The 26,007-nt window shown below is 47.7% G+C and carries 25 protein-coding genes, 1 pseudogene and 1 other annotated feature; of the genes and pseudogenes, 2 read left to right on the top strand and 24 right to left on the bottom strand.

Annotation, left to right across the window (positions count from 1 at the left end; all coding sequences use genetic code 11):
* Nucleotides 1-11: 11 nt before the first annotated feature.
* Nucleotides 12-569, bottom strand: a complete 558-nt coding sequence (locus BpJC4_RS00130) for a 5-formyltetrahydrofolate cyclo-ligase (protein WP_151681054.1) — start codon at nucleotides 567-569, stop codon at nucleotides 12-14.
* Between the two features lie 224 nt (nucleotides 570-793).
* Entirely contained in the window at nucleotides 794-1,921 is a 1,128-nt protein-coding gene (locus BpJC4_RS00125) for a transposase (protein ID WP_151681053.1), read from the bottom strand.
* A gap of 116 nt (nucleotides 1,922-2,037) precedes the next feature.
* On the opposite strand from BpJC4_RS00125, the pseudogene BpJC4_RS00120 reads away from it, so the two are divergent.
* Nucleotides 2,038-2,939 (top strand): annotated as a pseudogene (locus BpJC4_RS00120) (nuclease-related domain-containing protein).
* A 372-nt stretch (nucleotides 2,940-3,311) separates the two neighbouring features.
* Here the strand turns inward: BpJC4_RS00120 and pyrE are convergent.
* The 19 genes from pyrE to pgeF form a co-directional block, all read right to left on the bottom strand.
* Nucleotides 3,312-3,935 carry an orotate phosphoribosyltransferase gene (pyrE, locus tag BpJC4_RS00115; protein ID WP_151681052.1) on the bottom strand — a complete coding sequence of 208 codons (624 nt, stop codon included), beginning with the start codon at nucleotides 3,933-3,935 and terminating at the stop codon, nucleotides 3,312-3,314.
* Complete coding sequence (gene pyrF, locus BpJC4_RS00110; RefSeq protein ID WP_151681051.1) at nucleotides 3,935-4,642, bottom strand: orotidine-5'-phosphate decarboxylase; 708 nt, start codon at nucleotides 4,640-4,642, stop codon at nucleotides 3,935-3,937. The genes pyrE and pyrF overlap by 1 nt, the downstream gene beginning before the upstream one ends.
* The gene (locus BpJC4_RS00105; RefSeq protein WP_151681050.1) at nucleotides 4,635-5,555 is read right to left on the bottom strand and encodes a dihydroorotate dehydrogenase; all 921 of its coding nucleotides are present in this window, start codon (nucleotides 5,553-5,555) and stop codon (nucleotides 4,635-4,637) included. Before BpJC4_RS00105 ends, pyrF begins: the two co-directional genes overlap by 8 nt.
* Nucleotides 5,552-6,325, bottom strand: coding sequence for a dihydroorotate dehydrogenase electron transfer subunit (locus tag BpJC4_RS00100; RefSeq protein ID WP_151681049.1), 774 nt, complete (start codon nucleotides 6,323-6,325; stop codon nucleotides 5,552-5,554). Before BpJC4_RS00100 ends, BpJC4_RS00105 begins: the two co-directional genes overlap by 4 nt.
* Nucleotides 6,322-9,528 carry a carbamoyl-phosphate synthase large subunit gene (gene carB, locus BpJC4_RS00095; protein ID WP_151681048.1) on the bottom strand — a complete coding sequence of 1,069 codons (3,207 nt, stop codon included), beginning with the start codon at nucleotides 9,526-9,528 and terminating at the stop codon, nucleotides 6,322-6,324. The genes BpJC4_RS00100 and carB overlap by 4 nt, the downstream gene beginning before the upstream one ends.
* A complete protein-coding gene (locus tag BpJC4_RS00090; RefSeq protein ID WP_151681073.1) occupies nucleotides 9,512-10,609 on the bottom strand; it encodes a carbamoyl phosphate synthase small subunit in 1,098 nt (365 codons plus the stop codon). The genes carB and BpJC4_RS00090 overlap by 17 nt, the downstream gene beginning before the upstream one ends.
* Nucleotides 10,606-11,892, bottom strand: a complete 1,287-nt coding sequence (gene pyrC, locus BpJC4_RS00085; RefSeq protein ID WP_151681047.1) for a dihydroorotase — start codon at nucleotides 11,890-11,892, stop codon at nucleotides 10,606-10,608. Before pyrC ends, BpJC4_RS00090 begins: the two co-directional genes overlap by 4 nt.
* The gene (locus BpJC4_RS00080; RefSeq protein ID WP_151697385.1) at nucleotides 11,893-12,786 is read right to left on the bottom strand and encodes an aspartate carbamoyltransferase catalytic subunit; all 894 of its coding nucleotides are present in this window, start codon (nucleotides 12,784-12,786) and stop codon (nucleotides 11,893-11,895) included.
* A gap of 319 nt (nucleotides 12,787-13,105) precedes the next feature.
* Nucleotides 13,106-13,645 (bottom strand): bifunctional pyr operon transcriptional regulator/uracil phosphoribosyltransferase PyrR, encoded by a 540-nt coding sequence (pyrR, locus tag BpJC4_RS00075; protein ID WP_151681045.1) that lies wholly within the window; start codon nucleotides 13,643-13,645, stop codon nucleotides 13,106-13,108.
* 162 nt (nucleotides 13,646-13,807) lie between these two features.
* Nucleotides 13,808-14,719: an RluA family pseudouridine synthase gene (locus tag BpJC4_RS00070; RefSeq protein WP_151681072.1), complete on the bottom strand. Its 912-nt coding sequence runs from the start codon at nucleotides 14,717-14,719 to the stop codon at nucleotides 13,808-13,810.
* A complete protein-coding gene (gene lspA / locus BpJC4_RS00065) occupies nucleotides 14,691-15,188 on the bottom strand; it encodes a signal peptidase II (RefSeq protein ID WP_151681044.1) in 498 nt (165 codons plus the stop codon). Before lspA ends, BpJC4_RS00070 begins: the two co-directional genes overlap by 29 nt.
* Nucleotides 15,189-15,297: 109 nt before the next feature.
* Entirely contained in the window at nucleotides 15,298-15,741 is a 444-nt protein-coding gene (locus BpJC4_RS16410; RefSeq protein WP_253718618.1) for a hypothetical protein, read from the bottom strand.
* The gene (gene ileS, locus BpJC4_RS00055) at nucleotides 15,728-18,496 is read right to left on the bottom strand and encodes an isoleucine--tRNA ligase (protein ID WP_151681043.1); all 2,769 of its coding nucleotides are present in this window, start codon (nucleotides 18,494-18,496) and stop codon (nucleotides 15,728-15,730) included. Before ileS ends, BpJC4_RS16410 begins: the two co-directional genes overlap by 14 nt.
* Nucleotides 18,497-18,590: 94 nt before the next feature.
* Nucleotides 18,591-18,812: a binding site (T-box leader), on the bottom strand.
* A gap of 55 nt (nucleotides 18,813-18,867) precedes the next feature.
* Nucleotides 18,868-19,377, bottom strand: a complete 510-nt coding sequence (locus BpJC4_RS00050) for a DivIVA domain-containing protein (protein ID WP_151681042.1) — start codon at nucleotides 19,375-19,377, stop codon at nucleotides 18,868-18,870.
* Between the two features lie 113 nt (nucleotides 19,378-19,490).
* A complete protein-coding gene (locus BpJC4_RS00045) occupies nucleotides 19,491-20,267 on the bottom strand; it encodes a YlmH family RNA-binding protein (protein WP_151681041.1) in 777 nt (258 codons plus the stop codon).
* 73 nt (nucleotides 20,268-20,340) lie between these two features.
* Nucleotides 20,341-20,613, bottom strand: coding sequence for a YggT family protein (locus tag BpJC4_RS00040; RefSeq protein ID WP_151681040.1), 273 nt, complete (start codon nucleotides 20,611-20,613; stop codon nucleotides 20,341-20,343).
* Between the two features lie 5 nt (nucleotides 20,614-20,618).
* Complete coding sequence (locus BpJC4_RS00035; RefSeq protein WP_151681039.1) at nucleotides 20,619-21,071, bottom strand: cell division protein SepF; 453 nt, start codon at nucleotides 21,069-21,071, stop codon at nucleotides 20,619-20,621.
* Nucleotides 21,072-21,092: 21 nt separating this feature from the next.
* Complete coding sequence (locus BpJC4_RS00030) at nucleotides 21,093-21,776, bottom strand: YggS family pyridoxal phosphate-dependent enzyme (protein ID WP_151681038.1); 684 nt, start codon at nucleotides 21,774-21,776, stop codon at nucleotides 21,093-21,095.
* The gene (gene pgeF, locus BpJC4_RS00025) at nucleotides 21,773-22,597 is read right to left on the bottom strand and encodes a peptidoglycan editing factor PgeF (protein ID WP_151681070.1); all 825 of its coding nucleotides are present in this window, start codon (nucleotides 22,595-22,597) and stop codon (nucleotides 21,773-21,775) included. The genes BpJC4_RS00030 and pgeF overlap by 4 nt, the downstream gene beginning before the upstream one ends.
* Before the next feature lie 287 nt (nucleotides 22,598-22,884).
* Here pgeF and BpJC4_RS00020 point away from each other — a divergent pair, with 287 nt between their 5' ends.
* Complete coding sequence (locus tag BpJC4_RS00020; protein WP_151681037.1) at nucleotides 22,885-23,424, top strand: 3D domain-containing protein; 540 nt, start codon at nucleotides 22,885-22,887, stop codon at nucleotides 23,422-23,424.
* 40 nt (nucleotides 23,425-23,464) lie between these two features.
* Here the strand turns inward: BpJC4_RS00020 and BpJC4_RS00015 are convergent, their stop codons facing one another.
* From BpJC4_RS00015 to sigE, 3 genes are all read right to left on the bottom strand, one after another.
* The gene (locus tag BpJC4_RS00015) at nucleotides 23,465-23,743 is read right to left on the bottom strand and encodes a YlmC/YmxH family sporulation protein (protein WP_151681036.1); all 279 of its coding nucleotides are present in this window, start codon (nucleotides 23,741-23,743) and stop codon (nucleotides 23,465-23,467) included.
* 479 nt (nucleotides 23,744-24,222) lie between these two features.
* A complete protein-coding gene (gene sigG / locus BpJC4_RS00010; RefSeq protein ID WP_151681035.1) occupies nucleotides 24,223-24,999 on the bottom strand; it encodes an RNA polymerase sporulation sigma factor SigG in 777 nt (258 codons plus the stop codon).
* A 156-nt stretch (nucleotides 25,000-25,155) separates the two neighbouring features.
* Nucleotides 25,156-25,875, bottom strand: a complete 720-nt coding sequence (gene sigE / locus BpJC4_RS00005) for an RNA polymerase sporulation sigma factor SigE (RefSeq protein WP_151697384.1) — start codon at nucleotides 25,873-25,875, stop codon at nucleotides 25,156-25,158.
* Between the last annotated feature and the right edge of the window lie 132 nt (nucleotides 25,876-26,007).

The following is a 26,007-nucleotide window of genomic DNA, read 5'->3' as shown; positions in this document are numbered from 1 at the left end:
ACTCTCCCCTTTTACTTTAAAATCCCGTTCTCAGTAACGATGTGCTTAACGGCAATATCATAAGATTGGAGAGGCAGGTCCTCTCTTATCTGTTCGGAATAAACCAAAGAGACCGTATCATTTGGAAAATCTGCAAGAAACCGGTCGTAATACCCGCCGCCAAAACCGATCCGGTAGCCTTTTGTGTTAAAAACAAGACCGGGAACAACCAGCAAATCGATTTTCTGCTTGTCGACTTGCTCCGTTTCATTAGTTTTCGGTTCCAAAAGGTTAAAGAAGCTTTTCTCCAGTTGCCCAAAAAGGTCGAGCCGGTAAAAGAGGAGCTTTTTTTCTTCCGGCACGCATTTCGGCACACAAACTGTTTTTCCCTGCCCCCAGCCGGTTTCGATGATGGGCTTTGTGTCCCATTCAAATCCTTGGGAAACCGTAATGCCGATCGTTTTGGCATGGTTCCATAAATTTGATGAAAATAATCGGGCATGCAGTTTCTCTTCTATGTTCTGTTTTTCCCGTGCGTCCAGGCTTTTTAAATAGGCAATCATTGACTTCCGCAGTTCCGTTTTGTCCATTTCCTCAACTCCAAAGCTCATTATGAAAAATTTTTTTCTTTTTCATCATAACATTTTATCCAGGGAGTTTAAAAGGAAAAGCGCCTAAGCCGTATACTTGGGGGTGTCCCAATGCAAGCTTTTATGGATTTGCCAAGTTATTTTTAATAATAAATTCATGGTCAGAACCGGAATGAAAGAACCTTGGGAAACCGCCCGGGTACATGGGGAATGAGGAAATTTTTTCAGTTCTCATTCTCTTCCAGGATCGATCGTTTCGGCAATTCCCGTATCACATCCCGGATCCGTTTCATTCGCTTGTTCCCCTGGCCGATGACGCGAAGCAGGTTATAGGCGAACATGCCAAAATGCAGGACGAGTTCGTTTGTTTTGTCATGTTTGGATGGCAACTGTTTAAAATGAAGATCAGACTTGAATTCACGATTGATTTGATTACAAACTTTCTGATGTTCGTTGTAAAGCTGCAAAACGGCTGCTGCCGGGATACCCAGCGTTGTCCAGTACAATTCCATCTCATATTGCGGCATCAAAAAGATTTGCCCGTTTTGATCAATGGTCCTTTCAATCATTTTAAAAACTTTACGGACGGTTCTTCCCTGACCGTTTACAGTAACGTTTTCAGGCACAAATCCAAAATATACATTCTCCCCTTCGCGTTCAATGCAGCACATGCCGTGTTTCAGGGCGTTTTCAATCCATGCATCCGTATTTTGCGGAGTTTGTCTCAAAATAAAATCCATTTCATGTTCAAGCAATACCGATACAATTTCAGTGCTGTCCTCCCCGGTATCAAGCCGCCAAAGAAAAGGGCCGGCTGCCAATTTTTGCGCAGACTGGACGGTTTTTTGAATGAATTGCAGTTCCGTAGCCGTTTCAAATTGGATGCAGTACCCTTCCTGACCGATGAAAGCAAATGGACCTTCAATCTCAACTGATACATACGCTTGATCTTTTATGAACACCGGGCTGACCGGCGCATTGGTTTGGTGAATCAGTTCCAGAGACTCTTCCATTAAAATGCCGTTCCATTCATCCGATAAGGCAGCCTCGTCCAACCGGTGCTCCAAAACCGCGCTGGAAGGCACCCTTTCGAGATTGAAAGAAGAGCGGAAAAACGTGTCATTGCGGAAAGCTTCAATTGCGCCAAAATCCTTCTTTCCAAGGCAAAGCAGCCCGATATAAGACTTGGCCACATCCCCGTTCGAATATCCAAGGTTTCGTTTAATATTTTCCGATATGGCATTGTCAAGCCTTGAAGCAAGGTTCGTTTGCTGGAGGAGAAACCCCACCACCGCCAAACCCGAACAGAATGGCACAGACCCTGTGGTATACTCGATGCGAAATTTGTTCATAACATCACCTAAATAGATTGATATTTTTATTATACTAAAAATGGGTGCCTAATTTTTCTATTTGATATATAATCAACTTGTAGTCTGAATTTTTTTAATCAGGGAGGAAGTGAACCATGCTTTATAAAGATCGTACAAAATCTCTTGAGCTGTTTATTTTTAAATCGTTAAACAGACGAATGGATCTCACTGAAAAAGACAAGCAGTACTATTGGAATCTCGAAAAAGGATACGAAGGGGAGCGTCACTTGGACTTGCTGACAGAGAAACTTGAATGCGATTGCTTAGTATTGAATGATTTGCGTCTCTACTTGAACAATACGACATTCCAGATAGATACGCTTGTGATTACCGGGGAAACCATTTACGTGTTTGAAGTGAAAAATTATGAAGGCGATTTTTACTACGAAGGGGAAAGAATTTATGAAATAAGTCCGAGATCAGCAACCCGCTTATTCAATTGAGGCGTTGCGAATCGCTTTTCCGGCAGCTGCTCCATTCGCTCGGATTTGACATGCCTGTCGCTGCTTCCGTTATTTTTATTCACCCCGAATTCACTCTTTATCATGCCCCTCTGAATACGCCACTTATTTTCCCGACTCAAATCAACCGGTATTTTAAACATTTGAATTCATTGCCTGCAAAGCTGAACGGCAAACATAAGAGACTGGCGGAAAAACTTCTGTCGCTTCATATTGAAGAATCGCCTTTTATGCAGCTGCCCCGGTATGAATATGAGCAGTTACGGAAAGGGATTATTTGCGCATCGTGCGGTTCGTTTTCTTGTGCTGTTCAGGGAAGGAGCATCGTTTGTGAAAACTGCGGGCACCGCGAAACCGTTGAAGCGGCGTTCATATGGAGTATCAGGGAATTTCAAATGCTGTTTCCTGATCGAAAAATTACAACGAAGGGAATCTATGATTGGTGTAAAATCGTGGATTCGAAGAAGAGGTTAAATAGAATACTGGAGAAAAATTTTAATAAAGCATGTAGCGGTAGGTGGTCCTACTACAAATAATTTTGCTGGCTGTATTTTTTTAAAGAACACTGTAAGTTTTAGTTAACACATTTCGTAAAGGGCGGCGTTTTTGTTTGTTCAATGATATATTTGCTTTATTCTTTTGATTATGCAGTTTCTTTGTTTTTCTTCCTTTAGTCTTGTTTGTGTCTCTGAAAAAGACAATATTTATCTTTTTGGCTGCCTCAATTAGACAATTGCTGAACGGGGCGGATCCCTTTTGTCCTTTTAGCTGCCTGTAAAAGATAATTCTTTTCGGGTTTGACAGACTTTTGTCTTTTTCCACTTTTGTAAATGACAGTTTCCCCTAATTTTTTCTGTACTGTGTCTTTAAACATAAAAAGGGCCTCAACCAGCCCTCCAGTTCACAAGTCATTTCCCCCAATTCTCCGAATCCTGCCTCCATTCCTGCAGCGTTGCCAAGTCTTCTTCCCGGATCAGGCCTTTTTCCACGCCTACCTCAAGCAGCGTGGTATAATTCGATAAGGAATAAGCCGTAATGCCTTCCCGTGTAAAATTCTCCGCCCCGGCCGGCAGTTCGTATGTAAAGATCGTGACAACGCCAAGCACTTCGCAGCCGGCATCACGCAAAGCACGGACAACTGTAAGCACACTTCCGCCGGTTGATATTAAATCTTCCACAACGACAACTTTCTGGCCGGGTGCGACCCGTCCTTCGATTTGATTGCCTTTCCCATGCTTTTTCGCGCTCGAACGCACGTAAACCATCGGCAGGTTCATCAGATCGCTTACAAACGCGGCGTGTGCGATGCCGGCTGTTGCGGTTCCGGCGATGACTTCTGCTTCCGGAAAATGCGCTTCAATCAGCTTTTTCAGCCCGATCGCAATTTCTTTCCGCAAATTCGGGTACGACAAAGTAATACGGTTGTCGCAGTAAACCGGCGACTTGATGCCCGATGACCATGTAAAAGGCTCGTTCGGTTTTAAAAAAACGGCTTCAATATCCAGTAATTGTCCGGCGATATAATTTTCCATTATTCTTTCCCCCATTGCTGTTTAACCTTTAAGTAGGCAGTATACGGATCGGCTGCTTTCGTAATCGAGCGCCCGACAACGATTGCGGTTGCGCCGAGTTCCCGCGCTCTCTCCGGCGTGACAACACGCTTCTGGTCGGACGCACCATCCCCGGCCAGGCGGATGCCCGGCGTCACTTTTAAAAAGGCAGCGCCGATCCGATCCATGATATCGCGGGCTTCGAGCGCCGAGCAGACCACGCCGTCAAGCCCGGATTCGTAAGCAAGCGCGGCATAATCGAGAACGGATTCGCGCAACGGCTTTAAAATGCCCTGTTCTTTCTGCATCTGCGTTTCTGATGTGCTGGTAAGCTGCGTCACCGCGATGAGCGCGGGGCGTTCTCTCCCGGCGCGGGTACCGGCATCAAGACCTTCGAGCGCAGCTTCCATCATCTCGGATCCCCCGGCGGCATGGACGTTGACCATGTTCACATCAAGCGCAGCCAGCCCTTTCATCGACTGCCGCACCGTATTCGGGATGTCGTGCAGTTTTAAATCGAGAAAAATGTCATGCCCCATTTCCTTCAGGGAAGCAATCAAGCCCGGGCCGGTTTGATAAAATAATTCCATTCCCACTTTCACATAGAGCGGTTCGCCGTGAAACCCCTGCAGAAATTCCCGGGTATCCTCCCACGAAGGAAAATCCAGGGCAATGATCGGTTTATGCATATTGTTTATGGCTCCTTCCAACAAACTCTGTAATCTTTTTAACGCCGAGCTGTTCCATCACTTCCGGCAGTTTTTGGATAATGCGAGGGCAGATGAGAGGTTCAATAAAATTGGCGGTGCCGACTGCGACTGCGCTTGCGCCGGCGTATAAAAATTCAATGACATCTTCTGCCGTTTGGATGCCGCCCATTCCAATGATTGGAACTTTCACCTGTTGACTTACTTGGTAAATCATCCGGATGGCCACAGGTTTAATCGCCGGCCCGGATAAGCCGCCCGTTTCATTGGCAAGCACCGGCCGCCCCGTCTTCAAATCCAGCTTCATGCCGAACAACGTGTTGATCATTGTCAGCCCGTCCGCACCGCCGGCTTCCACCGCTTTCGCAACCGCAACAATATCAGTCACATTTGGGGAAAGTTTCACATATACCGGCACTTCGGAGACGGTTTTGACTTTCCTTGTCAGTTCATACGCCATGACCGGATCAGTGCCGAACGTAATGCCTCCCGATTTTACATTCGGGCAGGAAATATTGAGTTCAAGTGCATGGACATTCGGCGCTTTTGAAATATGCTCCGAGACATACACATAGTCTTCAATCGTGGATCCGGCCACATTCGCAATGATCGGGACATCGTAGTATTCCAAAAACGGCAGCTCTTCGGCCATTACTTTTTCAAGTCCCGGGTTTTGCAGGCCGATCGCGTTCAGCATGCCGGCTTCCGTCTCCGCAATGCGCGGGGGCTGGTTACCGAAGCGCGGTTCTTTTGTTGTGGCTTTGATCATGATCGCGCCCAATTCGCTTAAATCATACCATTGGCTGTATTCCCGCCCGTAGCCGAAGCAGCCCGACGCCGGCATGACCGGATTTTTCAATGATAATCCGGGCAATTCCACACGCAAGTCGGTCATATGAGCACCTCCCCCATTTCAAATACAGGGCCGTCGCTGCAAACCTTTTTCGTGGCATTATCCGGGCTATTTTTTGTCCGGCAGACGCACCCGTAGCAGGCGCCGATTCCGCATGCCATCCGTTCTTCGAGTGAAAAAAATCCGCGCCGGCCCGGGTATTCCGTTTCCAATGCCCGCAACATCGCCGCCGGGCCGCATGCGTAAATACAGTCAAAGTTCCATCCATCACCGGCCAAAGCATCTGTTACAAACCCTTTTGTTCCGCGGGAGCCGTCCACTGTTGCTACGGAGGTTGGGGCGAGTGCAGAAAATTGATCGATATAAAAGGCGTGCGCCGCCGATTCAAATCCGAGCACATGCCGGACCTCGACGCCTCTTGCTTTGAGTTGTTTAGACAGTTCGTAAAGCGGGGGAACTCCGATGCCGCCGCCGACAAGGAGCGCTTTTTGCCCGTGCCGGAGTGCATCAACCGGAAACCCGTTGCCTAAAGGGCCGAGCACATCCAATTTTTCCCCTGGATTCATTTCCGCCATCATTTTCGTCCCTTTCCCCTGCGCCCGGTAAAGAATTGTGATTTCGCACCTGTCCCGGTCCAATTCCGCAATGCTGATCGGCCGCCTGAGCAGCGGGTCAATTCCGCTGCCGACTTTAATATGGATAAATTGGCCGGGGCGGGCTATTTGCCGGACCAAATCACCCGCAAGCACCATTTCATAGATGTCTTTTGCAATGCTGCTATGCTTTTTGACTACCATTTGTTCCTGCATCATGCGCGTATCACCTGCTGTTCTTCTTGTGCAATCGGACGGATCGAGAAGCTCATCGATTCCAAAATGGACAGGATCGCGGCTGCCGTATCGAGCGAAGTCAGACACGGGATGCCGCTTTCGACCGCTTGCCTGCGGATTTGGAACCCGTCGCGCTCGTACTGCTGCCCTTTTGTGATCGTGTTCAGGACAAACTGCACTTCGCCTTTTTGGATCGAGTCGAGCACCGTATCGCCATCTCCCCCGATTTTTTCCACTTCTTCAACAACTAACCCGTTTTCCCTCATAAATTTTGCCGTTCCTTCTGTTGCTTTTAACGTAAAGCCGATATCAATGAAGCGTTTCGCGAGCGGCAGGGCTTCCCGCTTGTCTTTATCGGCAATGGTAAACAGAATGCTGCCGTTCAACGTCAGTTTTGTGCCCGCAGCAGCCAGCCCTTTGTACAAGGCTTTTTCGAAAGTCAGATCGCGGCCCATGACTTCGCCTGTCGATTTCATTTCCGGCCCGAGCGTCGGTTCAACCCGTTTCAATTTGGCAAAAGAGAAGACCGGCACTTTGACGAACACTTCCTGTTTTTCAGGCCTCAGCCCGATGCCGAAACCGAGTTGTTCTAGCGATTCACCTATCATCACTTTCATGGCAAGTTTGGCCATCGGGACATCGGTAATTTTGCTTAAAAACGGCACGGTTCGGCTCGATCGCGGGTTGACTTCAATCACATAAAGCTCATTGTTTGAAACGATAAACTGGATATTCATCAAGCCTTTAATTTCAAGTCCTGCCGCCAGCTTTTTGCATGTTTCAACCATTTCCGCTTTCAGATCTTCTGCCAAACGCTGCGGCGGATAAACCGCTATCGAGTCTCCCGAATGGACGCCGGCGCGTTCGATATGTTCGACAATGCCGGGGATGAGCACATCTTTGCCGTCCGCAATGACATCGACTTCAAACTCTTGGCCGGTAACATAGCGGTCAACGAGCACCGGCTGGTTCGGGCTTACCTTTACCGCCGTCTTCATGTACTGGCGCAAATCATCTTCATGGTAGACAATTTCCATCGCACGGCCGCCGAGCACGAATGAAGGGCGCACCAAGACCGGATATCCGATTTCTTCCGCGATTGCGACCGCTTCTTCCACTGAAGTACCGGTTTTTCCAAGCGGGCGTTTAATGCCGAGTTGGCTTAAAACATGGTCAAACTTGTCGCGGTCTTCAGCACGTTCCAAATTTTCAAGCGTAGTGCCGAGAATGCGCACGCCGCGTTCAGCCAGTTTTTCCGCGAGATTGATTGCCGTCTGGCCGCCAAACTGGACTACAACTCCTTCCGGCTGTTCAAGATCAATAATGTGCATGACATCTTCAATTGTCAGCGGTTCAAAATAGAGCTTATTGGAGATGCTGAAATCGGTTGAGACCGTTTCCGGGTTGTTGTTGATAATAATCGCTTCATAACCCGCTTCCTGGATCGCCCAGACAGCATGTACCGTTGCATAGTCGAATTCAATCCCCTGACCGATTCGAATCGGGCCTGACCCGAGAACGATGATGCTTTTTCTGTTTGTGACAACCGATTCGTTTTCCTCTTCATATGTACCGTAAAAATACGGCGTTTCCGATGCGAATTCCCCTGCGCATGTGTCGACCATTTTATACACCGGCAAAATTCCATGCTGTTTCCTCCACTCGTATACTTTTTCTTCTCCCGTGTTCCACAATTTGGCGATCACGCGATCCGCAAAACCCATCACTTTTGCTTTTTGGGCAGCTTCAACATCCCACGATGAATCAAGCAGCGTTTTTTCGAAGCGGATGATTTTTTCGAGCTTATACAGGTAGAACAGGTCAATTTTGCTCCAGTCGTGAAGCTGTTCGATTGAAATCCTCCTTCTTAACGCTTCTGCCAGGTAAAATAGGCGTTCATCCCCGGCGTTGCGGATTCGCTTTTCGATCGTTTCCATGCTGATTTCCCCGCCGTTTTCCAGCTCCAAATGTTGGAGGCCGATTTCAAGCGAGCGCACGGCTTTTAACAGCGATTCTTCAAACGTGCGGCCGATCGCCATCACTTCGCCGGTCGCTTTCATCTGGGTGCCGAGCCTGCGGTATGCTTGTTCAAATTTATCAAACGGAAAACGCGGGATTTTTGTGACAACATAATCGAGCGCCGGTTCAAAATTGGCGTAAGAGGTGCCGGTAACCGGGTTTTTCATTTCGGCAAGCGTCAGGCCGACCGCTATTTTTGCCGACAGTTTCGCAATCGGGTAGCCGGTCGCTTTTGATGCAAGCGCCGATGAACGGCTCACACGCGGATTGACTTCGATGACATAGTAGTCAAAACTGTTCGGGTCAAGCGCAAGCTGCACATTGCAGCCGCCTTCGATGCCGAGCGCACGGATAATTTTTAAAGAAACATTGCGGAGCATTTGGTATTCTTTATCGCTCAACGTCTGGCTAGGAGCGACAACAATCGAGTCGCCGGTATGGACGCCGACCGGGTCGATATTTTCCATATTGCATACGACAATGGCGTGGTCTTCGCTGTCGCGCATCACTTCGTATTCGATTTCTTTAAAGCCGGCGATGCTTCTTTCAAGCAAGCACTGACGGACAGGGCTTTGGAGAAGGCCGTTAGTGACCGTTTCAACCAATTCTTCTTCATCATGGCAAATGCCGCCGCCGGTTCCGCCCAATGTGTAAGCCGGGCGCACGATGACCGGATAGCCTGCTTTCTGAACAAATTGGTATGCTTCTTTCAGCGAGTGGATGATCATGCTTTCCAGCACAGGTTCATGGAGTTTTCCCATCAGGTCGTGGAATGCTTCGCGGTCTTCCGCCTGTTCGATCGCGGACAGTTTTGTCCCGAGCACTTCAACGCCGTACTGGTCGAGAATGCCGGATTTCGCCAATTCCATTGCAATATTCAAGCCGGTCTGGCCGCCGAGCGTCGGGAGCAGGGCGTCCGGGAGTTCTTTCCGGATGATGCTGCTGACAAATTCAGCGGTAAGCGGTTCAATATAAACTTTATCCGCCATTTCCGTATCGGTCATAATCGTCGCAGGATTGGAGTTGACCAAAACGACCTGATAGCCTTCTTCTTTGAGGGCAAGACAGGCCTGCGTTCCCGCGTAATCAAATTCAGCAGCCTGGCCGATGACGATCGGTCCGGACCCAATCACAAGGATTTTTTGAATATCAGTGCGTTTTGGCATATTTGTGTTCCTCCTGATGCTGATCGATCATGTTTAAAAACTGGTCAAATAACCGGTTTGAATCGTGCGGGCCGGGTGATGCTTCTGGATGATACTGGACGGTGAAAGCCGGATATATTGTATGGGCCAGCCCTTCAATCGTACCGTCGTTTAATGCCCGTTCCGTCACCATCAGGCCGGTTCCCGATAGCGATTTTTCATCAACTGCATAGCCGTGGTTTTGCGATGTGATCACCGTTTTGCCCGTTTGGATGTCCTGGACGGGATGATTGACGCCACGGTGGCCGAATGTTAATTTAAACGTATCGGCGCCGCAGGCAAGGGCAAACAGCTGGTGGCCGAGGCAGATCCCAAACAGCGGCAATTTTCCAAGCAGGCCTTTGACCATTTGGATCCCGCATGCGACATCTTTCGGATTGCCGGGGCCGTTTGAAAGCATGACGCCATCCGGCCGGAGCGACAAAATCTCAGCTGCCGTAACGTTGTAAGGCATCACCGTAACGCGGCAATTCCGTTTCGTGAGCTCTGTTAAAATGCTTTTTTTTGCGCCAAAATCGACAAGAACGACATGTTTGCCCGGCCCATCTATTTCATACCGCTTTTTTGGGGAAACTTGCGCGACCGCATCACGGACGGACGGCTTCGCTTTCAGGCCGGCAATTACCGTATCAGCATCTTCATTTTCTGCGCAGATCGCCGCCCGCAGCGTTCCGAACGCCCGGATTTTCCGCGTTAATTTTCTTGTATCAATGCCGGCGATCCCCGGAATCTCTTTTTCCTTTAAAAATTCACCAAGCGACAAAGTGCTCCGCCAGTTGGACGGGTATTCCGCCGCTTCTTTTACAACGAGACCTGTTACATACGGCCTTGACGCTTCGAAATCGTTCCAGTTGATGCCGTAATTCCCGACCAATGGATATGTAAATGTCACGATTTGGCCGTAAAATGACGGGTCTGTCAATGTTTCCTGGTAGCCGGTCATTCCGGTTGTAAAGACGATCTCCCCATATGAATCTTTTAAACTGCCAAACCCCTCCCCTTTGAAAATGGTGCCGTCTTCCAAGATCAATTGTCTTTTCACTTTACCGCCAACTCCTTTCCCCATACCAATTCCCCGTTTGCCCATGTTGCTGCCGGAAAACCTGTGCAAACGCGGCCCCCAAACGGGGAGTTTTTCCCTTTTGATAAAAATTCATACGGAATGATGATTTTCCGCTCCTTTATGTCCACTGCCGTGATGTCGGCGGCTGCCCCCACTTCAAGCACGCCGTACGGAAGGCCGAATGCCTTTGAAGGTTTTACCGTCATCCAGTCGACAAGCTGTTTCAGCGTAAAAATTCCTTGTTCGACAAAATGCGTATATAAAAGCGGAAAAGCAGTTTCAAATCCGGTGATGCCAAACGGTGCCAGTTCAATGCCCTTTGCTTTTTCTTCCGCGGCGTGTGGAGCGTGGTCGGTTGCGATAAAATCGATCGTTCCGTCCAAAAGGCCTCCAATTAATGCGTCTCGGTCTTCTTTTGTCCGAAGTGGCGGGTTCATTTTCCAGTTTGCATCCGCATCCGGAATATCGTCTTCGCACAAAAGCAGGTGGTGCGGCGTTACTTCCGCCGTTACCGGAATACCGGCCCTTTTTGCATCGCGGACAACCCGGACCGACTCTTTCGTGCTGATATGGCAGACATGGTAATGGCAGCCGGTTGCCTCCGCAAGCAGTACATCGCGGGCAATCTGCACCGACTCGCATACGGAAGGGATTCCTTTCAAGCCGTGCGCTGCCGCAAATTTCCCGTCATGCACGCAGCCGCCGTGTATGAGCGAGTTGTCTTCGCAGTGGGCCACAATCGCCATTCCAAGCGCTTTTGCCTGTGCCATAGCGCGAAGCATTTGGTCCGCTTCCTGCACGCCCACGCCGTCATCAGAAAAAGCAAAGGCGCCTTGTGCTTTTAAACCGGCAAAATTGGAAAGCTCTTTTCCTTGTTCATCAAGCGTGATCGCCGCATAAGGCAGTACGCGCACCACCGCATCCTGTTTGATTTTTTCCTGCACAGCCGCTAGCCTCTCCGGCCGGTCGGTCACCGGGTTTGTGTTCGGCATCGCGGCGATTGTCGTAAATCCGCCTTTTGCCGCCGCCATCGTCCCGGTACGGATCGTTTCTTTATGTTCAAACCCGGGATCCCTCAAATGCACATGCAGATCTACAAAGCCCGGTAAAATCGCAAGCTCTTCCGCTTCAAATACAGCCTCGCCTGCGGTTTTCAGGCCCGCTCCGATTTCCGCAATTTTGCCTCCCTTTACTCGGATATCTTTTTGCACCAGCTTTCCGTTTTTATCCAATACAACGCCGTTTTTGATCAACCAGCCCATTCAGCAAACCACCTTTTCTTTTTGTAAAATTGCTTTTAAAATTGCCATCCGGACAAAAACCCCGTTTTCCATCTGTTTAAAAATCCGCGAGCGGCCGCATTCCACGAGGCAGCTTGCGATTTCAACATCGCGGTTGACCGGCGCCGGATGCATAATGATGCTATTCGGCTTCATCATCCGCTCCCTTTCCACTGTCAGCCCGTATTCGTGGTGGTATTCTTCTTTGGAAAGATGCGCGGTTTCTTTATGGCGCTCATGCTGGATCCGAAGAAGCATCACCACATCCGCTTCCCTGACGCCCTGGTCCACGGATATATAATCAATGTTCATTGTCGGATCATACCATTCGACAGGCCCCGAGCACTTTACGGTTGCGCCGAGCTTTTGCAGGGCGCACGCGTTCGACCTGGCCACACGGCTGTGCACGAGGTCCCCGATGATGCAAACGTTTAAGCCGCGGAACGTGCCAAATTCTTGTTGGATCGTTAAAAGGTCCAGCAGGCACTGGGACGGATGCTGGCCGCTGCCATCGCCCGCGTTTACAATCGAAAGTTCCACGTTCCCGGCCAGTTTTTTGTAATATTCATCTTCCTGATGGCGGATGACAACGACCCTGACGCCGATCGACTGCAAAGTTTTCACCGTATCGTACAAAGTTTCGCCCTTCAGCACGCTGGATGCCCCGACTTCAAACGGGAGCAGTTCCAAACCGAGCCGTCGCTCCGCCACTTCGAAACTGCATTTTGTCCGCGTGCTCGGTTCATAAAACAGATTTACTGCAAAAACCGGTTCCGGTGTTTTCCATTGCGCCCCTTTTGAAAAAGCATCCGCTTCTTCCAGCAGCTCAAGAATTTCATCATTCCTCAAATCGGACATCGTCAGGAAATGCTGCATGTTAACATCCTCCTTATTTTTTCAAGCGGCAGCCTGTGCTCGTGTTTCTCCAGCTTCATCGCCATCCTGCAGTTCCGTAAAAAAACACCCTGCAATCAAGCAGGGTGCGCGAGAACAGGCACAGCAAGGCGAATGCCATGCTACGCCGGCACCCTTTCAAGCCTCTCTGGACTTGTGATTAAAAGGTGTTCCGTATTGACTTTTCATATCTAGGCCACGCGATTTCAGCGATTCCCAAAAAAGCCCTCTTTGCCGCGAGGGTGCAAAGAGGGCCCTAAAACCATCCTTTGCACACCTCACGGGACATGTTTTAAAAGGATTATTCGTTGATGCTGACCTGGTCCCGCCCGTCAACATCTGTTAATTGTACGACAATTCTTTCCGACTGGCTCGTCGGGATATTTTTCCCGATAAAGTCGGCTCGGATCGGCAGTTCCCGGTGGCCGCGGTCGACAAGCACCGCCAGCTGGATCCGGCTCGGACGGCCGCTGTCCATGAGCGCATCCATGGCGGCGCGCACCGTTCTGCCCGTGTATAACACGTCATCCACCAAAATCACTTTTTTATCCGTAATGCTTGACGGCAGTTTGGTGCCTTTTACTTCCGGTTCGCCATCGGCCGTTTTTTTGCTTAAATCATCGCGGTACAGCGTGATATCAAGTTCACCGACTTCCACCGGGCACCCTTCAATCTGCTCAATCCGGGCGGCCAATCGTTCAGCCAAATAAATGCCGCGCGTTTTGATTCCGACGAGCATCGTATCTTCAATGCCTTTGTTCCGTTCGATAATTTCGTGGGCGATCCGCGTCAAAGCCCTGCGGATCATGACTTCATCCATTACGATCGCTTTTTGGACCATGTTGTCACCTCTGGGAAAAAATCAAAGCCTTCCGCTGGGAGAGGCAGGAAGGCTTATTTGTAAAAAGTATCGTTCCCTTGCCAGCCTCACGGGACTGTTTTTAAAAGGCTTATGAAGTTATTTTTACCTTAAACTTTTTTCGGCGGTTTGTCAATTCTTTTTTCACAAACCTAATCTCAGCTTGTTTAAAAGCGCTTGGAAATCGTCCGGCAGCGGTGATTCGAACTCAAGATATTCCCCCGTGCGCGGATGGCGGAACCCGAGCACCCCGGCATGGAGCGCCTGCCCGCCGAAATCGATCGTTTTTTTCGGGCCGTATTTCGGGTCGCCGGCAAGCGGATGGCCAATATATTTCATATGGACGCGGATTTGGTGGGTGCGCCCAGTTTCCAGCTGGCATTCAATAAACGTATACTTGTTAAAACGTTCCAAGACGCGGAAATGGGTGACCGCCGGCTTGCCATTGTCCACTACAGCCATGCGCTGCCGGTCAGCAGGGTCCCTTCCGATCGGGGCATCAATCGTCCCTGCATCATGCGGGATATTGCCGTGGACGAGCGCATAATATTTGCGCGTTACCGTTTTTTTGCTTAGCTGCTCCGCCAGTTTTTCATGTGCCATATCGTTTTTGGCGACCATTAAAAGCCCTGATGTGTCTTTGTCAATGCGATGGACAATGCCGGGGCGGAGCACGCCGTTAATACCCGATAAATCTTTGCAATGGTACATTAAGCCGTTCACAAGCGTTCCCGAGATGTGCCCGTTTGATGGATGGACAACCATGCCTTTTGGCTTGTTGACGACAAGCACATCAACATCTTCATAGTAAATATCAAGATCCAAATTTTCCGGCAGAATATCAAGCACTTCCGGTTCAGGCACTTCCACCCCGATAATGTCCCCCGCGGCGCATCTGTAATTCGCTTTTTCTTTCTTCCCGTTTACGATTACATTTCCATCTTTGATCCATTGCTGGACTTGCGATCTCGACCATTCTTCCTGCATGGAGGAAACGATTTTATCAAGCCTTTCATTTGCTTCATGTTCAAGAACGGTGTGGTCCATTTTTTCTATCAATTTTCTCCTTTGTCTTCCTCTCATCAAAAAGCATAAAAATAAATAACAGCACAACGCCAATGGTTAAACTGGAATCAGCCGCGTTAAAAACGGCAAAATCGTAGCTGCCGAAGCGCAAATGGACAAAATCGACCACTTCGCTGCGGAACAGGCGGTCGATAAAATTGCCTACCGCACCGCCCAAAATGAGCCCGAGACTGATGCCGAGCAATAACCTGTTTTTGGCGTATTTTTGGATGTAATAAATAATACCGGCAACCACGGCCACAGTAATCACATAAAACAGCCACATTTGCCCTTCCAGTATGCTGAAGGCAGCGCCTGTGTTGCGTGTCGATGTAATAAAAAAGAAGTTCGGGATGACTTCGATGCTCTCCCCGATGTACATATTTTTTAAGACAAGCCATTTTGTCAGCTGATCAATGCCGATTACAATGAGTGCAATAGCATAATATAAAATAAACAATTGGTTTTCCTCCGCCCATGTTTGTGTGGCCGCACGACTTACTTTGCCGCCGGCCGCATGTTTTCTTTCTGCATTTTACCATAAACAAAGGGCAGCGAAAAGAAAAGGACTAATGGAATATGTCATATGGGACGGGTACTTTTCCATACACCCAGATATTCTGCCAGTCCGCCGGCGACAGAAGCGTCGGGATTTCCTGCAGCCACTCCTGCGGAATTGCGTCTTCATCCACGGTATTGATTCTGGATAAAGCCGTTTCGATATCTTTTAGTTCTTCTTGAATCAAGCTTTGCACAACCTCGTGCTTCGATTCATAAGCGCTTAATTCTTCTTTCAGGGATTGCAGTAACGTCTCGATCTCATTGCCCAATTCGCCCAGCCCCCCATTCAGGTTGTTGCTTTTAGCATTCCCGGGCTGCCGGCGGATTTTCGGAAAAACGTTTACTAAAAGTAACAAAATCATGTAATGGTAAGCTGTTTTTCCAGCATAAAAAACCGGCGCTGCACCCGTAATAGAAGCAGCACCGGCTTCACCGAAATCACACTTGCGCATTCAACGTTTTCACGACAGATGCGCAGCGCGGGCAAAGGGTTGGATGATCATGGTCATGGCCGACATCAGGTGTAACAACCCAGCAGCGTTCGCACGTTTCGCCTTCCGCTTTTTCCACAATAATCGCGGCATGTTCCAATTTTAAAGCATTTTCCGGCGCTTCATCAAGCGAACCCGCCACTTCAAACCCGGAGATGATGAACAATTGTTTTTTGCTTTCCGAAATGCTGTCCAGCAACGCTTTTGTTTCATCATTGACATACAAAGTTACTTTTGCGGTCAGCGATTTCCCGATCACTTTTGCATTCCGTGCTTCTTCCAATGCTTTCAGGACATCATCCCGCAGCGCCATGAAGGCATTCCATTTTTCTTCCAGTTCTGCAGCATTCGGATAATCGACATATTCAGGCATATCGGTGAGCTGCACGCTTTCTTCCGTGACGCCCGGGATATACTGCCAAACTTCATCAGCTGTATGCGGCAAAATCGGTGAAAGCAATTTTGTCAATGCAATGAGACATTCGTACAAAACGGTTTGCATTGCACGGCGTTCCGGATTATCCGCCAGTTCAATGTACAGCACGTCTTTTGCAAAATCCATATAGAACGAGCTGAGGTCGACTGCGCAGAAATTGTTGACGGCATGGTAAATGGTTGCATACTCGTAATGTTCATAAGCATCGCGCACTTCTTTTACGAGTTTGTTCAATTTCACAAGCATAAATTGGTCGACTTCGCGCAGGTCTTCGTAAGCAACCTTATTTTTTGCCGGATCAAAATCGTTCAGGTTCCCGAGCATGAAACGGAACGTATTGCGGATTTTCCGGTAAACTTCTGACACTTGTTTCAAAATATCATTGGAGATGCGGACATCAGCCTGATAGTCAACTGATGCGACCCACAGGCGGATAATGTCTGCCCCAAGCTGGTCGACCACTTTTCCCGGGGAAATGACGTTGCCGAGCGACTTACTCATTTTGCGGCCTTCCCCGTCAAGTACAAAGCCGTGGCTTAAAACACCGTCGTACGGAGCGCGCCCTGTTACAGCAACACCGGTAATCAGGGAAGAGTTAAACCAGCCGCGGTATTGATCTGAACCTTCAAGATACAAATCAGCCGGGCGTTTTAAACCTTCCTGAGAAGCCAAAACGCCTTGATGCGAAGATCCGGAGTCGAACCAAACATCCATAATATCCGTTTCTTTTGTAAAAATGCCGTTTGGGCTGCCCGGATGCGTGAATCCTTCCGGAAGCAGGTCTTTCGCCTCCCGTTCGAACCAGACATTGGATCCGTACTGGCGGAACAGATCGGATACGTGCTGGATGGTTTCTTCCGTGATGATCGCTTCGCCGTTTTCCGCGTAAAATACCGGAATCGGCACGCCCCACGCACGCTGCCGGGAAATACACCAGTCGCCGCGGTCTCGGATCATATTATGCATGCGGATTTCGCCCCAAACCGGCGTCCATTTTACATCTTTGATGGCTTCCAAAATATCATCGCGGAACATGTCAATAGAGGCAAACCATTGCGATGTCGCCCGGAAAATGACCGGTTTTTTCGTCCGCCAGTCATGTGGATACGAGTGCGTCAAAAATTTCAGTTTCAACAGCGCACCCGCTTTTTCCAATGCTTCGCAAATCGGTTTATTCGCTTTGTCGTAAAACAAGCCTTCAAATCCCGGTGCCTCTTCTGTCATCATACCTTTGTCATCAACCGGGCAAAGCACATCAAGCCCGTATTTTTTGCCAACGATGAAGTCGTCTTCCCCATGTCCGGGGGCGGTGTGGACGCAGCCGGTACCACTGTCGGTGGTAACGTGGTCGCCGAGCATGACAAGCGAGTCGCGGCCGTAAAGCGGATGTTTTGCCACAATATATTCCAAATTTTTTCCCGGAACGGTTTGAACCACTTCCGCATTTTCCCATTCCAGCACCCCGCTGACTTCTTCCAGTAAGGCTTCGGCAACAAGGTATTTTTGCCCGTTTACTTTTGCAACGACATAGTTGATATCCGGATTCACGGCAATCCCAAGGTTTGCCGGAATCGTCCACGGGGTCGTTGTCCAGATGACGATTTTCGTATCTGTGTCCAGGACGCCTTTTCCGTCTTTCACGTCGAAAGCAACATAAATGGAAGGCGATTTGATGTCCTTATATTCGATCTCCGCTTCCGCAAGCGCCGATTCGCTCGAAGGGGACCAGTAAACCGGCTTTAGGCCTTTGTAAATATAGCCTTTTTTCGCCATCTCGCCGAATACTTTAATCTGCTCGGCTTCATATGCCGGACGCAGCGTCAAATAGGGATGTTCCCAATCGCCGCGCACGCCAAGGCGTTTAAACGCTTTTCTTTGGCGGTCAATCTGTTCATAGGCATATTCTTCACAGAGCTTCCTGAATTCGGCAACCGACATGGCTTTCCGGTTCACGCCTTTTTTCGTCAGCTCCTGCTCGATCGGCAGCCCGTGCGTATCCCAGCCCGGCACATACGGCGCATGGTAGCCGGACATTGATTTATAGCGGTTGATGATGTCTTTTAATGTTTTGTTTAACGCATGGCCCATATGGAGATCGCCGTTTGCGTACGGAGGCCCGTCATGAAGGACAAACAGCGGCCTGCCTTCCGTACGTTTCATCACTTTTTCATAGATGTTCATTTCTTCCCACCTTGCCTGGATTTCCGGTTCTTTTTTCGGCAAATTTCCGCGCATCGGGAAGTCTGTTTTTGGCATTAATAGTGTGTCTTTATAATCCATTCTGATCCTCCTGCCTTCTTGTAATGCAATTTAGAATTTTCCGTTAGGTTCATCCTTGCCAAAAATCCATTAAAAAAACCTTCCCATCCCCAAAAATAGGGACGAGAAGGTTTCCCGCGGTACCACCCTAGTAGGCATAAGACGATGCCCGCTCGACATCCGTAACGTGGATGGGGCGCTTTTATCTACTGGCCATTTCGGCGTTCAAGGCAAGAACTCAAGGGGGATATTCAAGTTACGTTCTTTGCCGGGCTCCCACTGTCCCCGGTTCGCTTTGAAAGTTGGCGTAACCCTACTGCCCTGTCATCGTTTTTTCATATACAGTATTTAATGTAATTCATTATATGTGGTTTTTTTCCTTTTCGTCAAGCCTAATTTACTTCTTCTTCTTCAAGTTCGAGGTCCGTTGCGTCGACTTCAAACTCCATCAGTTTATCCCAATCATCATTATTGATGAGGTCAAGCTGCGCTTCGATCAGCATTTTGAAGCGTGTTCTGAACACTTTCGACTGCTTTTTCAGCTCTTCAATTTCCAAAGCGATTTTCCTTGCTTTCGAGAGCGCTTCATTGACGATCCGGTCGGCGTTTTTTTCCGCCTCACGGATGATCAGTTTCGCTTCTTTCTGTGCGTTTCCCTTCACTTCCTCCGCTGCTTCCTGGGCAACAACAATGGATTTATTTAACGTTTCTTCAATGGAAGTAAAATGGCTCAAGCGCTCATTTAAAGAAGCCACTTTATCTTCCAGGCTTTTCTTTTCACGGATCAGCATTTCATAATCTTTAATGAGCTGGTCAAGGAATTCATTTACTTCGTCTTCATCATAACCGCGGAACCCTTTGCTAAACTCCTTATTATGTATATCTAACGGCGTTAAAGGCATGTGGCCACCTCCTGTTCAATTTGCCTTCTTCCTTTTTCAAAAGATTGCCTTCCCTCCTTGTTATTATACTGGAATTCGACGATTTTTTGGGAAAATCCTGCTAATAAATCAAATTATTTTAATATACCCGCCACAATTCGCCATTTTTCTTTTTTTGTTTTGCCTTCCACCCGGAACATCCGGCTTCTGCCGTATCCCCGCACCGAAAAATAATCGCCCTCCCGGCACTGGAACGCCGGGTCTTCAACCGTTTTCCAGTTCACTTTTATAAGACCGCGCCCGATCAGCATTTGCGTTTTCTGCCTTGAGATATTGTAAATAGCGGATAGGACCGCATCAAGGCGCAGCGAACTGACCGTTGCCTTTTTTTCCTGCCATTCCTCTTCAACGCTAATGGCTTCTTCCAGTGTTTTTTTCACTATCCGGACTGTCGTTTTGCCGATCTGACGGAACTCCATTTGGATAAAGTCCGTATATTCCGCCGCAATGAAAAATTGGGTACGGCCGCCGCGGATCAGGATATCCCCGAATTTTTCCCGTTTTAAGCCGAGGGACATCAGGGATCCGAGCACATGCTTATGCTCAAATGAAACAAATTTGGACGGATATTCCACTTCAAATAATGCGATTTGAAAATCTTGCGTTTCAGGTGAAAAATAGTCGGGAAAAAGCAACATCCTTTTCCGCTCGCTCTCCGGCCTGCCGCCATAAGCCTGTACGCGAATCCCGCTTTGCGTCCCGATAATCATTTCCACAATTTGCTGCATGCGCGGATCCAAAAAATCCGTTAGTTTTGGCGCATAAGCATCCTCTACATACTGCCTCCAGGCAATCACCTTGTCGACAAACTCTTTTTCATCCGGCCGAAAATGCTGATAAATTGAATCCATAGAAAATCTCCTTTGAATGAAAAAAAGGAACAGACATGTCCCTTTTTTTGGAAAAATAAACGTTCAATCTTACTCACATCAACCACGAGAAAACCTGCGCAATCCCAGCTCTTGCCAAATCCAAAACGAAAAAAGCCACAATCGGAGAAATATCAATCATGCCGATCGGCGGGATAATCCGGCGGAACGGTTCCAAATACGGTTCCGAAATCCGCGCAAACAGGCGCCCGATCTCGGTATCCCTGATATTAAACCATGACATAAAAATGTAAATCAGGAGGATGTAGGAGTAGATTCTCATTAAAAGTAAAATGATTGTTAAAATTGAGCCTAAAATTGAATCCATTCGGTTTAAGGCCACCTCGTATCGTTATAATCCTGCTCCTGCAGGAATTCGGAAATTTTTCCGGAAACTTCGACGTTATCCGGCGTACAGAGAAAAATATTACTTCCGATCCTTTGGATATCACCCGCAATTGCATAAACCGTCCCGCTCAAAAAATCGACAATCCGCTTTGCCTGGTCATGCGGCATGCTTTGCAAATTGACGACGACAGCCCGGCGGTTTTTTAAATGGTCGGCGATTTCCTGTGCATCGGCATATACCCTTGGCTCTTCAAGAATAACTTTTGATGATTTTTGGACACTCTGCAGGCTGACAACGTTTTGCCGCGCATGCCTTACCGGTTTTTGTGCCGGCGGTTCAGGCTCCGGTTCGTATTCTTTTTCCATCATTTCTTCTTCCTGGTCATCGTATTCATCATCAAGCAAAAAAAACGACTTAAATTTTGTTTTTAATCCCATTCCTTTACACCTCCGTTTGTTTTAACGTGAACCGACAAGTGCGGTACCAATCCTTACAAAAGTTGCGCCTTCTTCTACAGCAATTTCGAAGTCGTTCGACATGCCCATCGATAGCTCATGGCATGGGGCGTAATCCAAGTGGAGGCTCTCAACTTCCTGTTGCAACTGCTTTAATCCGCGGAACGTGCTTCTGATCGTGTTTTGGTCATCCGTCAGCGGTGCCATTGTCATAAGGCCGACAACAAGGATATGCGGAAAATCCTTCATTTTGTGGACAAAATCAAGCACTTGCCCGGGTTCCATCCCGTGTTTCGATTCTTCCCCCGAAACATTCACTTGGATAAAGCACTTCATTTGTTTATCGGCTTTAGCCGCCCGTTTTTCTATTTCTTCCGCAAGGCTGAGGCGGTCCAAAGAGTGTATGTAACTTACTTTATCAATAACATTTTTTACTTTTCTTGTCTGCAGCGTCCCGATAAAATGCCAAACAGGGCGGTTGCCGAGGGTTTTATATTTTTCAAGCAGGCCGTCATCCCGGTTTTCGCCGAGATGGCGGATCCCCGCATCAAGCGCCTCCTGTGCCCTATCTGCAGATACATACTTTGTCACTGCGATAATTTCAATATCCCCGCGTTTCCTTCCTGCGCGTTCACACGCTTTTTCGATCCTTTCATTGATGTTTGCGAGGTTTTCAGAAACTTTCATCTCTCTGGTGCTCCTTTTATCCCGATAAAGCCGAGCATTCTTCCGGTGCGGCCGCGGTCGCGCCGGTGCGAAAAGAAATCTTCTTCCCGGCAGCTTGTGCACAAATTGCTGATCTGTATGCGGCTTTCCGGAATGCCTGCTCGCTGCAATATGATTTGATTTAAATGTTTTAAATCCAAGGCGTACTGCCCCGGAGTTTTTTCAACATACGGCAAATCTCCGGCCTTTCCGAGCCAGGGGAGGGCAGCCTCGATAACACGGTTGTCAACGACATAACAATTCCGGCATATGGACGGCCCGATGACAACTTCAATTTCACTTTCCGGCACACCATCCTTTACCCAGTTTTCAACCATTTTAGCCGCGATGCCACGGGTTGTCCCTCTCCATCCTGCGTGCACTATCCCGATCCGCTCATGTTTCGGGGCAAAATAGAAAATCGGCACGCAATCCGCAAAGGCCAGCACAAGTAATATGTCTTTTTCATCGGTGTATAATCCATCAGTATGAGGAAAAGACGATCCGTAATCAGCCGCGCCTTTTCCACGGTCATGGAGGGTAACTTTTTGCACATGGTCTTCATGCGTCTGTTCGGCTCCCACCCAAGATGATAAAGGGAAACCGGTCCTTTCCGCAACAATTTGCCGGTTCTGCCTCACAAAATCAATATTGTCATTGACATGAAAAGCGAGATTTAAACTGCCGTTAAACATTTTGCTTGTACCGCCGCCTTTTACGGTAAACCCTGCGGCAATCCCGCTTTTCTCCCAGCTTCCGACCGTATAATATTCGGCTGCCGTTTTGGTAAACGGTTCTTCCATATGGCCTTCACCCGGCTTTCCTGGAAAAATTCTGTTTGTTTTATTATAACGTTTTACGCCGATATCTTCTATATCTTTTCTTTTTGAATACGTTTTTCCCATTCTGATTTTATTTATAACAAATTTACCCAAAATTCGCAACTTTTTATGTTGATAGGAAAAATACGCCTGCAACTCGACAAATGTAACCGGTTTGTAATATAACTAATAAACCGTTGTTACTTTCCTGTTATACAACTCTGCTATTCTATGAATAACAAAAAACTTACATAAAAGAGGTACTAGATTTGAAAAAAATTTGGTTATCTTTATTCACAGTCTGCATCTTTTCTTTTGGTACAGGCCATGGAGCATTTGCAGCAACGACGACTTACACAGTAAAAGCAGGAGATTCATTATATAAAATCGCAAAAAAATACCATGTTACCGTGGCTAAGTTAAAAAGCTGGAACCACTTAAAATCGGATATGATTAGAGTCAAACAAAAGCTGAAAGTGCAAAGCAGCTCATCCTCAAAAAAAGTTTCAACTTCATCCGTTTCTTACCGGACCATTAAGGTAAAAGCAACTGCTTATACGGCAGGTTCCGGCAGCGGAATTACGGCTACCGGCATCAACCTAAAAAAACATCCGAATTCGAAAGTGATCGCGGTTGACCCGAAAGTCATCCCGCTCGGTTCCAAAGTTTACGTTCCGGGTTACGGAACGGCAATTGCCGGAGATACCGGCGGCGCCATTAAGGGTAAAAAAATTGATGTTTTTATTTCGAGCAAAAAGAAAGCCATCCAATGGGGCGTCAAAACAATCACGATTAAAGTTTATAAATAAAAAACGGCTGTCCGCCGTTTTTTTGTTTTCCTCCTGCTGCCTATTTTTTCGGTTCCTGGAGCTGCTGCTGTGTATAAGGCGATTCTTTAAAGCGGACTAATATAACATCGGTGCCGATTTTGACGATGTTGTTCCAAGGGATGACAATTTCATCATCTTTTCCGAACAGGCCGAACATTTTCCCTGATGCACCGCCTACAATGATGCTTTCGATCGTCCCGGTATCCAAATTGATGTCTATATCCTCCACATTTCCAAGTTTCCTGCCGTCCGATATGCTAACAACATCTTTGATTTGAAAATCCGAAATACGGACCATGCGCTCTCCCCCCCTGTTGTCGTGCTGCTCTATAATACAAGTTTATGCGCACCGGGCGGGATTTACGAATAAAACATCCATAATCGTCTTACTCGCAACCATTGCATGAAAAAGGTCTTCTGCACACATTCGAACTATTTTTTCACAGAAAAAAAGAAGGCTGTGATAATCGCGAAATCCGCTTCGCTCCCTGCGTCCGCGAGCCTCCCCGCCGATACCTCAGCACAGGGATTCTTCTTGCACGCTTATCCCGCAGGAGTCTCAGAAATGAGCAATCATCAACAAAAAATAGCATAACCAAAAAGAAAAACGGGGGGCAGACTCCGCTTTTCTTGATCCAGCTGCGGCGCCATGGTTCTAGTGGATTTCTAAGCATTCTCCATGAAATAAGTCAGCATCGGGTCGCTAAGAGCACAGCGTGTTTCCTTTATTTAAGTCTAATATTATGAAATCCATACGCCCAAAGCGCCTACGCTTTCTTATTGAATATTCTTATTCATTTGCCTGATGGCTGCTTTTTCGAGGCGGGAAACTTGTGCCTGGGAGATGCCGATTTCCTCCGCGACTTCCATTTGTGTTTTGCCTTGGAAAAACCGTTTCCGGATGATCATCTTCTCCCGTTCATTCAAGCGCCTCATCCCTTCATGTAGCGCAATTTCTTCAATCCATTGGGAATCTTTATTTTTTTCGTCGCTCACCTGGTCCATGACATAAATCGGGTCGCCGCCGTCATTGTAAATTGGCTCAAACAGCGACACGGGATCCTGGATCGCATCGAGCGCAAACACAATATCTTCATGCGGAACATCCAGCTCCCTGGCGATTTCTTCTGTTGTCGGTTCTTTTGAAGTGGTGCTCATCAGTTTTTCCCTTACCTGCAGGGCTTTATAAGCGATATCTCTTAATGAGCGTGATACGCGGATTGGATTATTGTCCCTTAAATACCGCCGGATTTCCCCAATAATCATCGGAACGGCGTACGTAGAAAAGCGGACATTTTGATTTAAATCAAAGTTATCGATGGATTTCATGAGTCCGATACATCCAACTTGGAACAGATCGTCCACATATTCCCCGCGGTTGTTAAAGCGTTGGATCACGCTCAACACAAGCCGCAGATTGCCGTTGACGAGCTTTTCCCTTGCAGATGCATCGCCGGCATGCATTTGCTTTAAAAGTTCCCTCATTTCCTCGTTTTTCAGAACGGGGAGTTTGGAGGTATCCACCCCGCAAATTTCCACTTTGTTGCGCTTCAAATCTTTTCCCCCCTATCAGGAATCAGGAGCTGCTGTTCAAAAACAGTATCTCCCCGGGAGGGAAAATTATGCACCGCGCCCAATGCAAGGGCAGGGTGCAGAGCGCATCAAAAACTTTGCCGGCTGTGCTTTCCGGCCGCCTAAAAAATTTTTCTGCTATACCATTTTATTGAATTCTTTTCGTAATCTTTTAATTATCCTTTTTTCCAGCCTGGAAATATAAGACTGCGAAATACCCAGCATATCCGCGACATCTTTTTGCGTCTTTTCTTCTTTCCCCTTCAGCCCGAAACGCAGTTCCATAATTTGTTTTTCACGGTCAGAAAGCTGATGGAGCGCGCTGTATAATAATTTTTTATCCACATTTGCCTCGAGGTCTCTCGTAATGATGTCATCATCCGTGCCGAGTACATCCGAAAGCAGCAGTTCATTTCCGTCCCAATCGATATTTAATGGCTCGTCAAACGAAACTTCTGACCGCAGCTTGTTGTTCCGCCTTAAATGCATTAAAATTTCATTTTCAATACAGCGGGATGCATATGTTGCCAATTTGATCTTCTTTTCAGGGTTAAAAGTATTTACAGCTTTAATGAGGCCGATCGTGCCAATGCTGATTAAATCTTCAATGTTGATGCCGGTATTTTCGAATTTACGCGCGATATAAACGACAAGCCGCAGATTCCGCTCGATCAAAATCGATCGTGCCGCTTTATCTCCGGACGGCAATTTCTTCAATAGCATTTCTTCTTCTTCTTTTGAAAGCGGCGGGGGCAGTGCTTCATTTCCTCCAATATAATAAATTTCATCCGCTTTCATCCCAAGTTTGAACAGGAGTTTGTACCAAAAATAAGAGAGTTTCAACCGTAAATGTTTCACAACCATCCTCCTTCAATATAGTACAATTATCTCTTGATATCTCACTCATTCTCAAAATTTCATAGGTATTTGATTCACACCTAAATAGTTTTCACACCTTTAAATGGATATAGACAGAGTTTTCTTACATGG

The organism is Weizmannia acidilactici (genome assembly GCF_008974185.1).
Lineage (GTDB): Bacteria > Bacillota > Bacilli > Bacillales > Bacillaceae_C > Weizmannia > Weizmannia acidilactici.
The sequence above is the reverse complement of the archived record's forward strand: the minus strand, read 5'-3'. Positions and strand labels throughout refer to the sequence as shown.

Bases quoted from the DNA above. Each gene is read 5' to 3' on its own strand.
- BpJC4_RS00130 (WP_151681054.1), bottom strand. From the start codon at position 569: ATGGACAAAACGGAACTGCGGAAGTCAATGATTGCCTATTTAAAAAGC.
- BpJC4_RS00125 (WP_151681053.1), bottom strand. From the start codon at position 1,921: ATGAACAAATTTCGCATCGAGTATACCACAGGGTCTGTGCCATTCTGT.
- pyrE (WP_151681052.1), bottom strand. From the start codon at position 3,935: ATGGAAAATTATATCGCCGGACAATTACTGGATATTGAAGCCGTTTTT.
- pyrF (WP_151681051.1), bottom strand. From the start codon at position 4,642: ATGCATAAACCGATCATTGCCCTGGATTTTCCTTCGTGGGAGGATACC.
- BpJC4_RS00105 (WP_151681050.1), bottom strand. From the start codon at position 5,555: ATGACCGACTTGCGTGTGGAATTGCCCGGATTATCATTGAAAAATCCG.
- BpJC4_RS00100 (WP_151681049.1), bottom strand. From the start codon at position 6,325: ATGATGCAGGAACAAATGGTAGTCAAAAAGCATAGCAGCATTGCAAAA.
- carB (WP_151681048.1), bottom strand. From the start codon at position 9,528: ATGCCAAAACGCACTGATATTCAAAAAATCCTTGTGATTGGGTCCGGA.
- pyrC (WP_151681047.1), bottom strand. From the start codon at position 11,892: ATGGGCTGGTTGATCAAAAACGGCGTTGTATTGGATAAAAACGGAAAG.
- BpJC4_RS00080 (WP_151697385.1), bottom strand. From the start codon at position 12,786: ATGCAGCATTTCCTGACGATGTCCGATTTGAGGAATGATGAAATTCTT.
- pyrR (WP_151681045.1), bottom strand. From the start codon at position 13,645: ATGGTCCAAAAAGCGATCGTAATGGATGAAGTCATGATCCGCAGGGCT.
- BpJC4_RS16410 (WP_253718618.1), bottom strand. From the start codon at position 15,741: ATGCGCAAGTGTGATTTCGGTGAAGCCGGTGCTGCTTCTATTACGGGT.
- ileS (WP_151681043.1), bottom strand. From the start codon at position 18,496: ATGGATTATAAAGACACACTATTAATGCCAAAAACAGACTTCCCGATG.
- BpJC4_RS00050 (WP_151681042.1), bottom strand. From the start codon at position 19,377: ATGCCTTTAACGCCGTTAGATATACATAATAAGGAGTTTAGCAAAGGG.
- BpJC4_RS00045 (WP_151681041.1), bottom strand. From the start codon at position 20,267: ATGGATTCAATTTATCAGCATTTTCGGCCGGATGAAAAAGAGTTTGTC.
- BpJC4_RS00040 (WP_151681040.1), bottom strand. From the start codon at position 20,613: ATGGATTCAATTTTAGGCTCAATTTTAACAATCATTTTACTTTTAATG.
- BpJC4_RS00035 (WP_151681039.1), bottom strand. From the start codon at position 21,071: ATGGGATTAAAAACAAAATTTAAGTCGTTTTTTTTGCTTGATGATGAA.
- BpJC4_RS00030 (WP_151681038.1), bottom strand. From the start codon at position 21,776: ATGAAAGTTTCTGAAAACCTCGCAAACATCAATGAAAGGATCGAAAAA.
- pgeF (WP_151681070.1), bottom strand. From the start codon at position 22,597: ATGGAAGAACCGTTTACCAAAACGGCAGCCGAATATTATACGGTCGGA.
- BpJC4_RS00015 (WP_151681036.1), bottom strand. From the start codon at position 23,743: ATGGTCCGTATTTCGGATTTTCAAATCAAAGATGTTGTTAGCATATCG.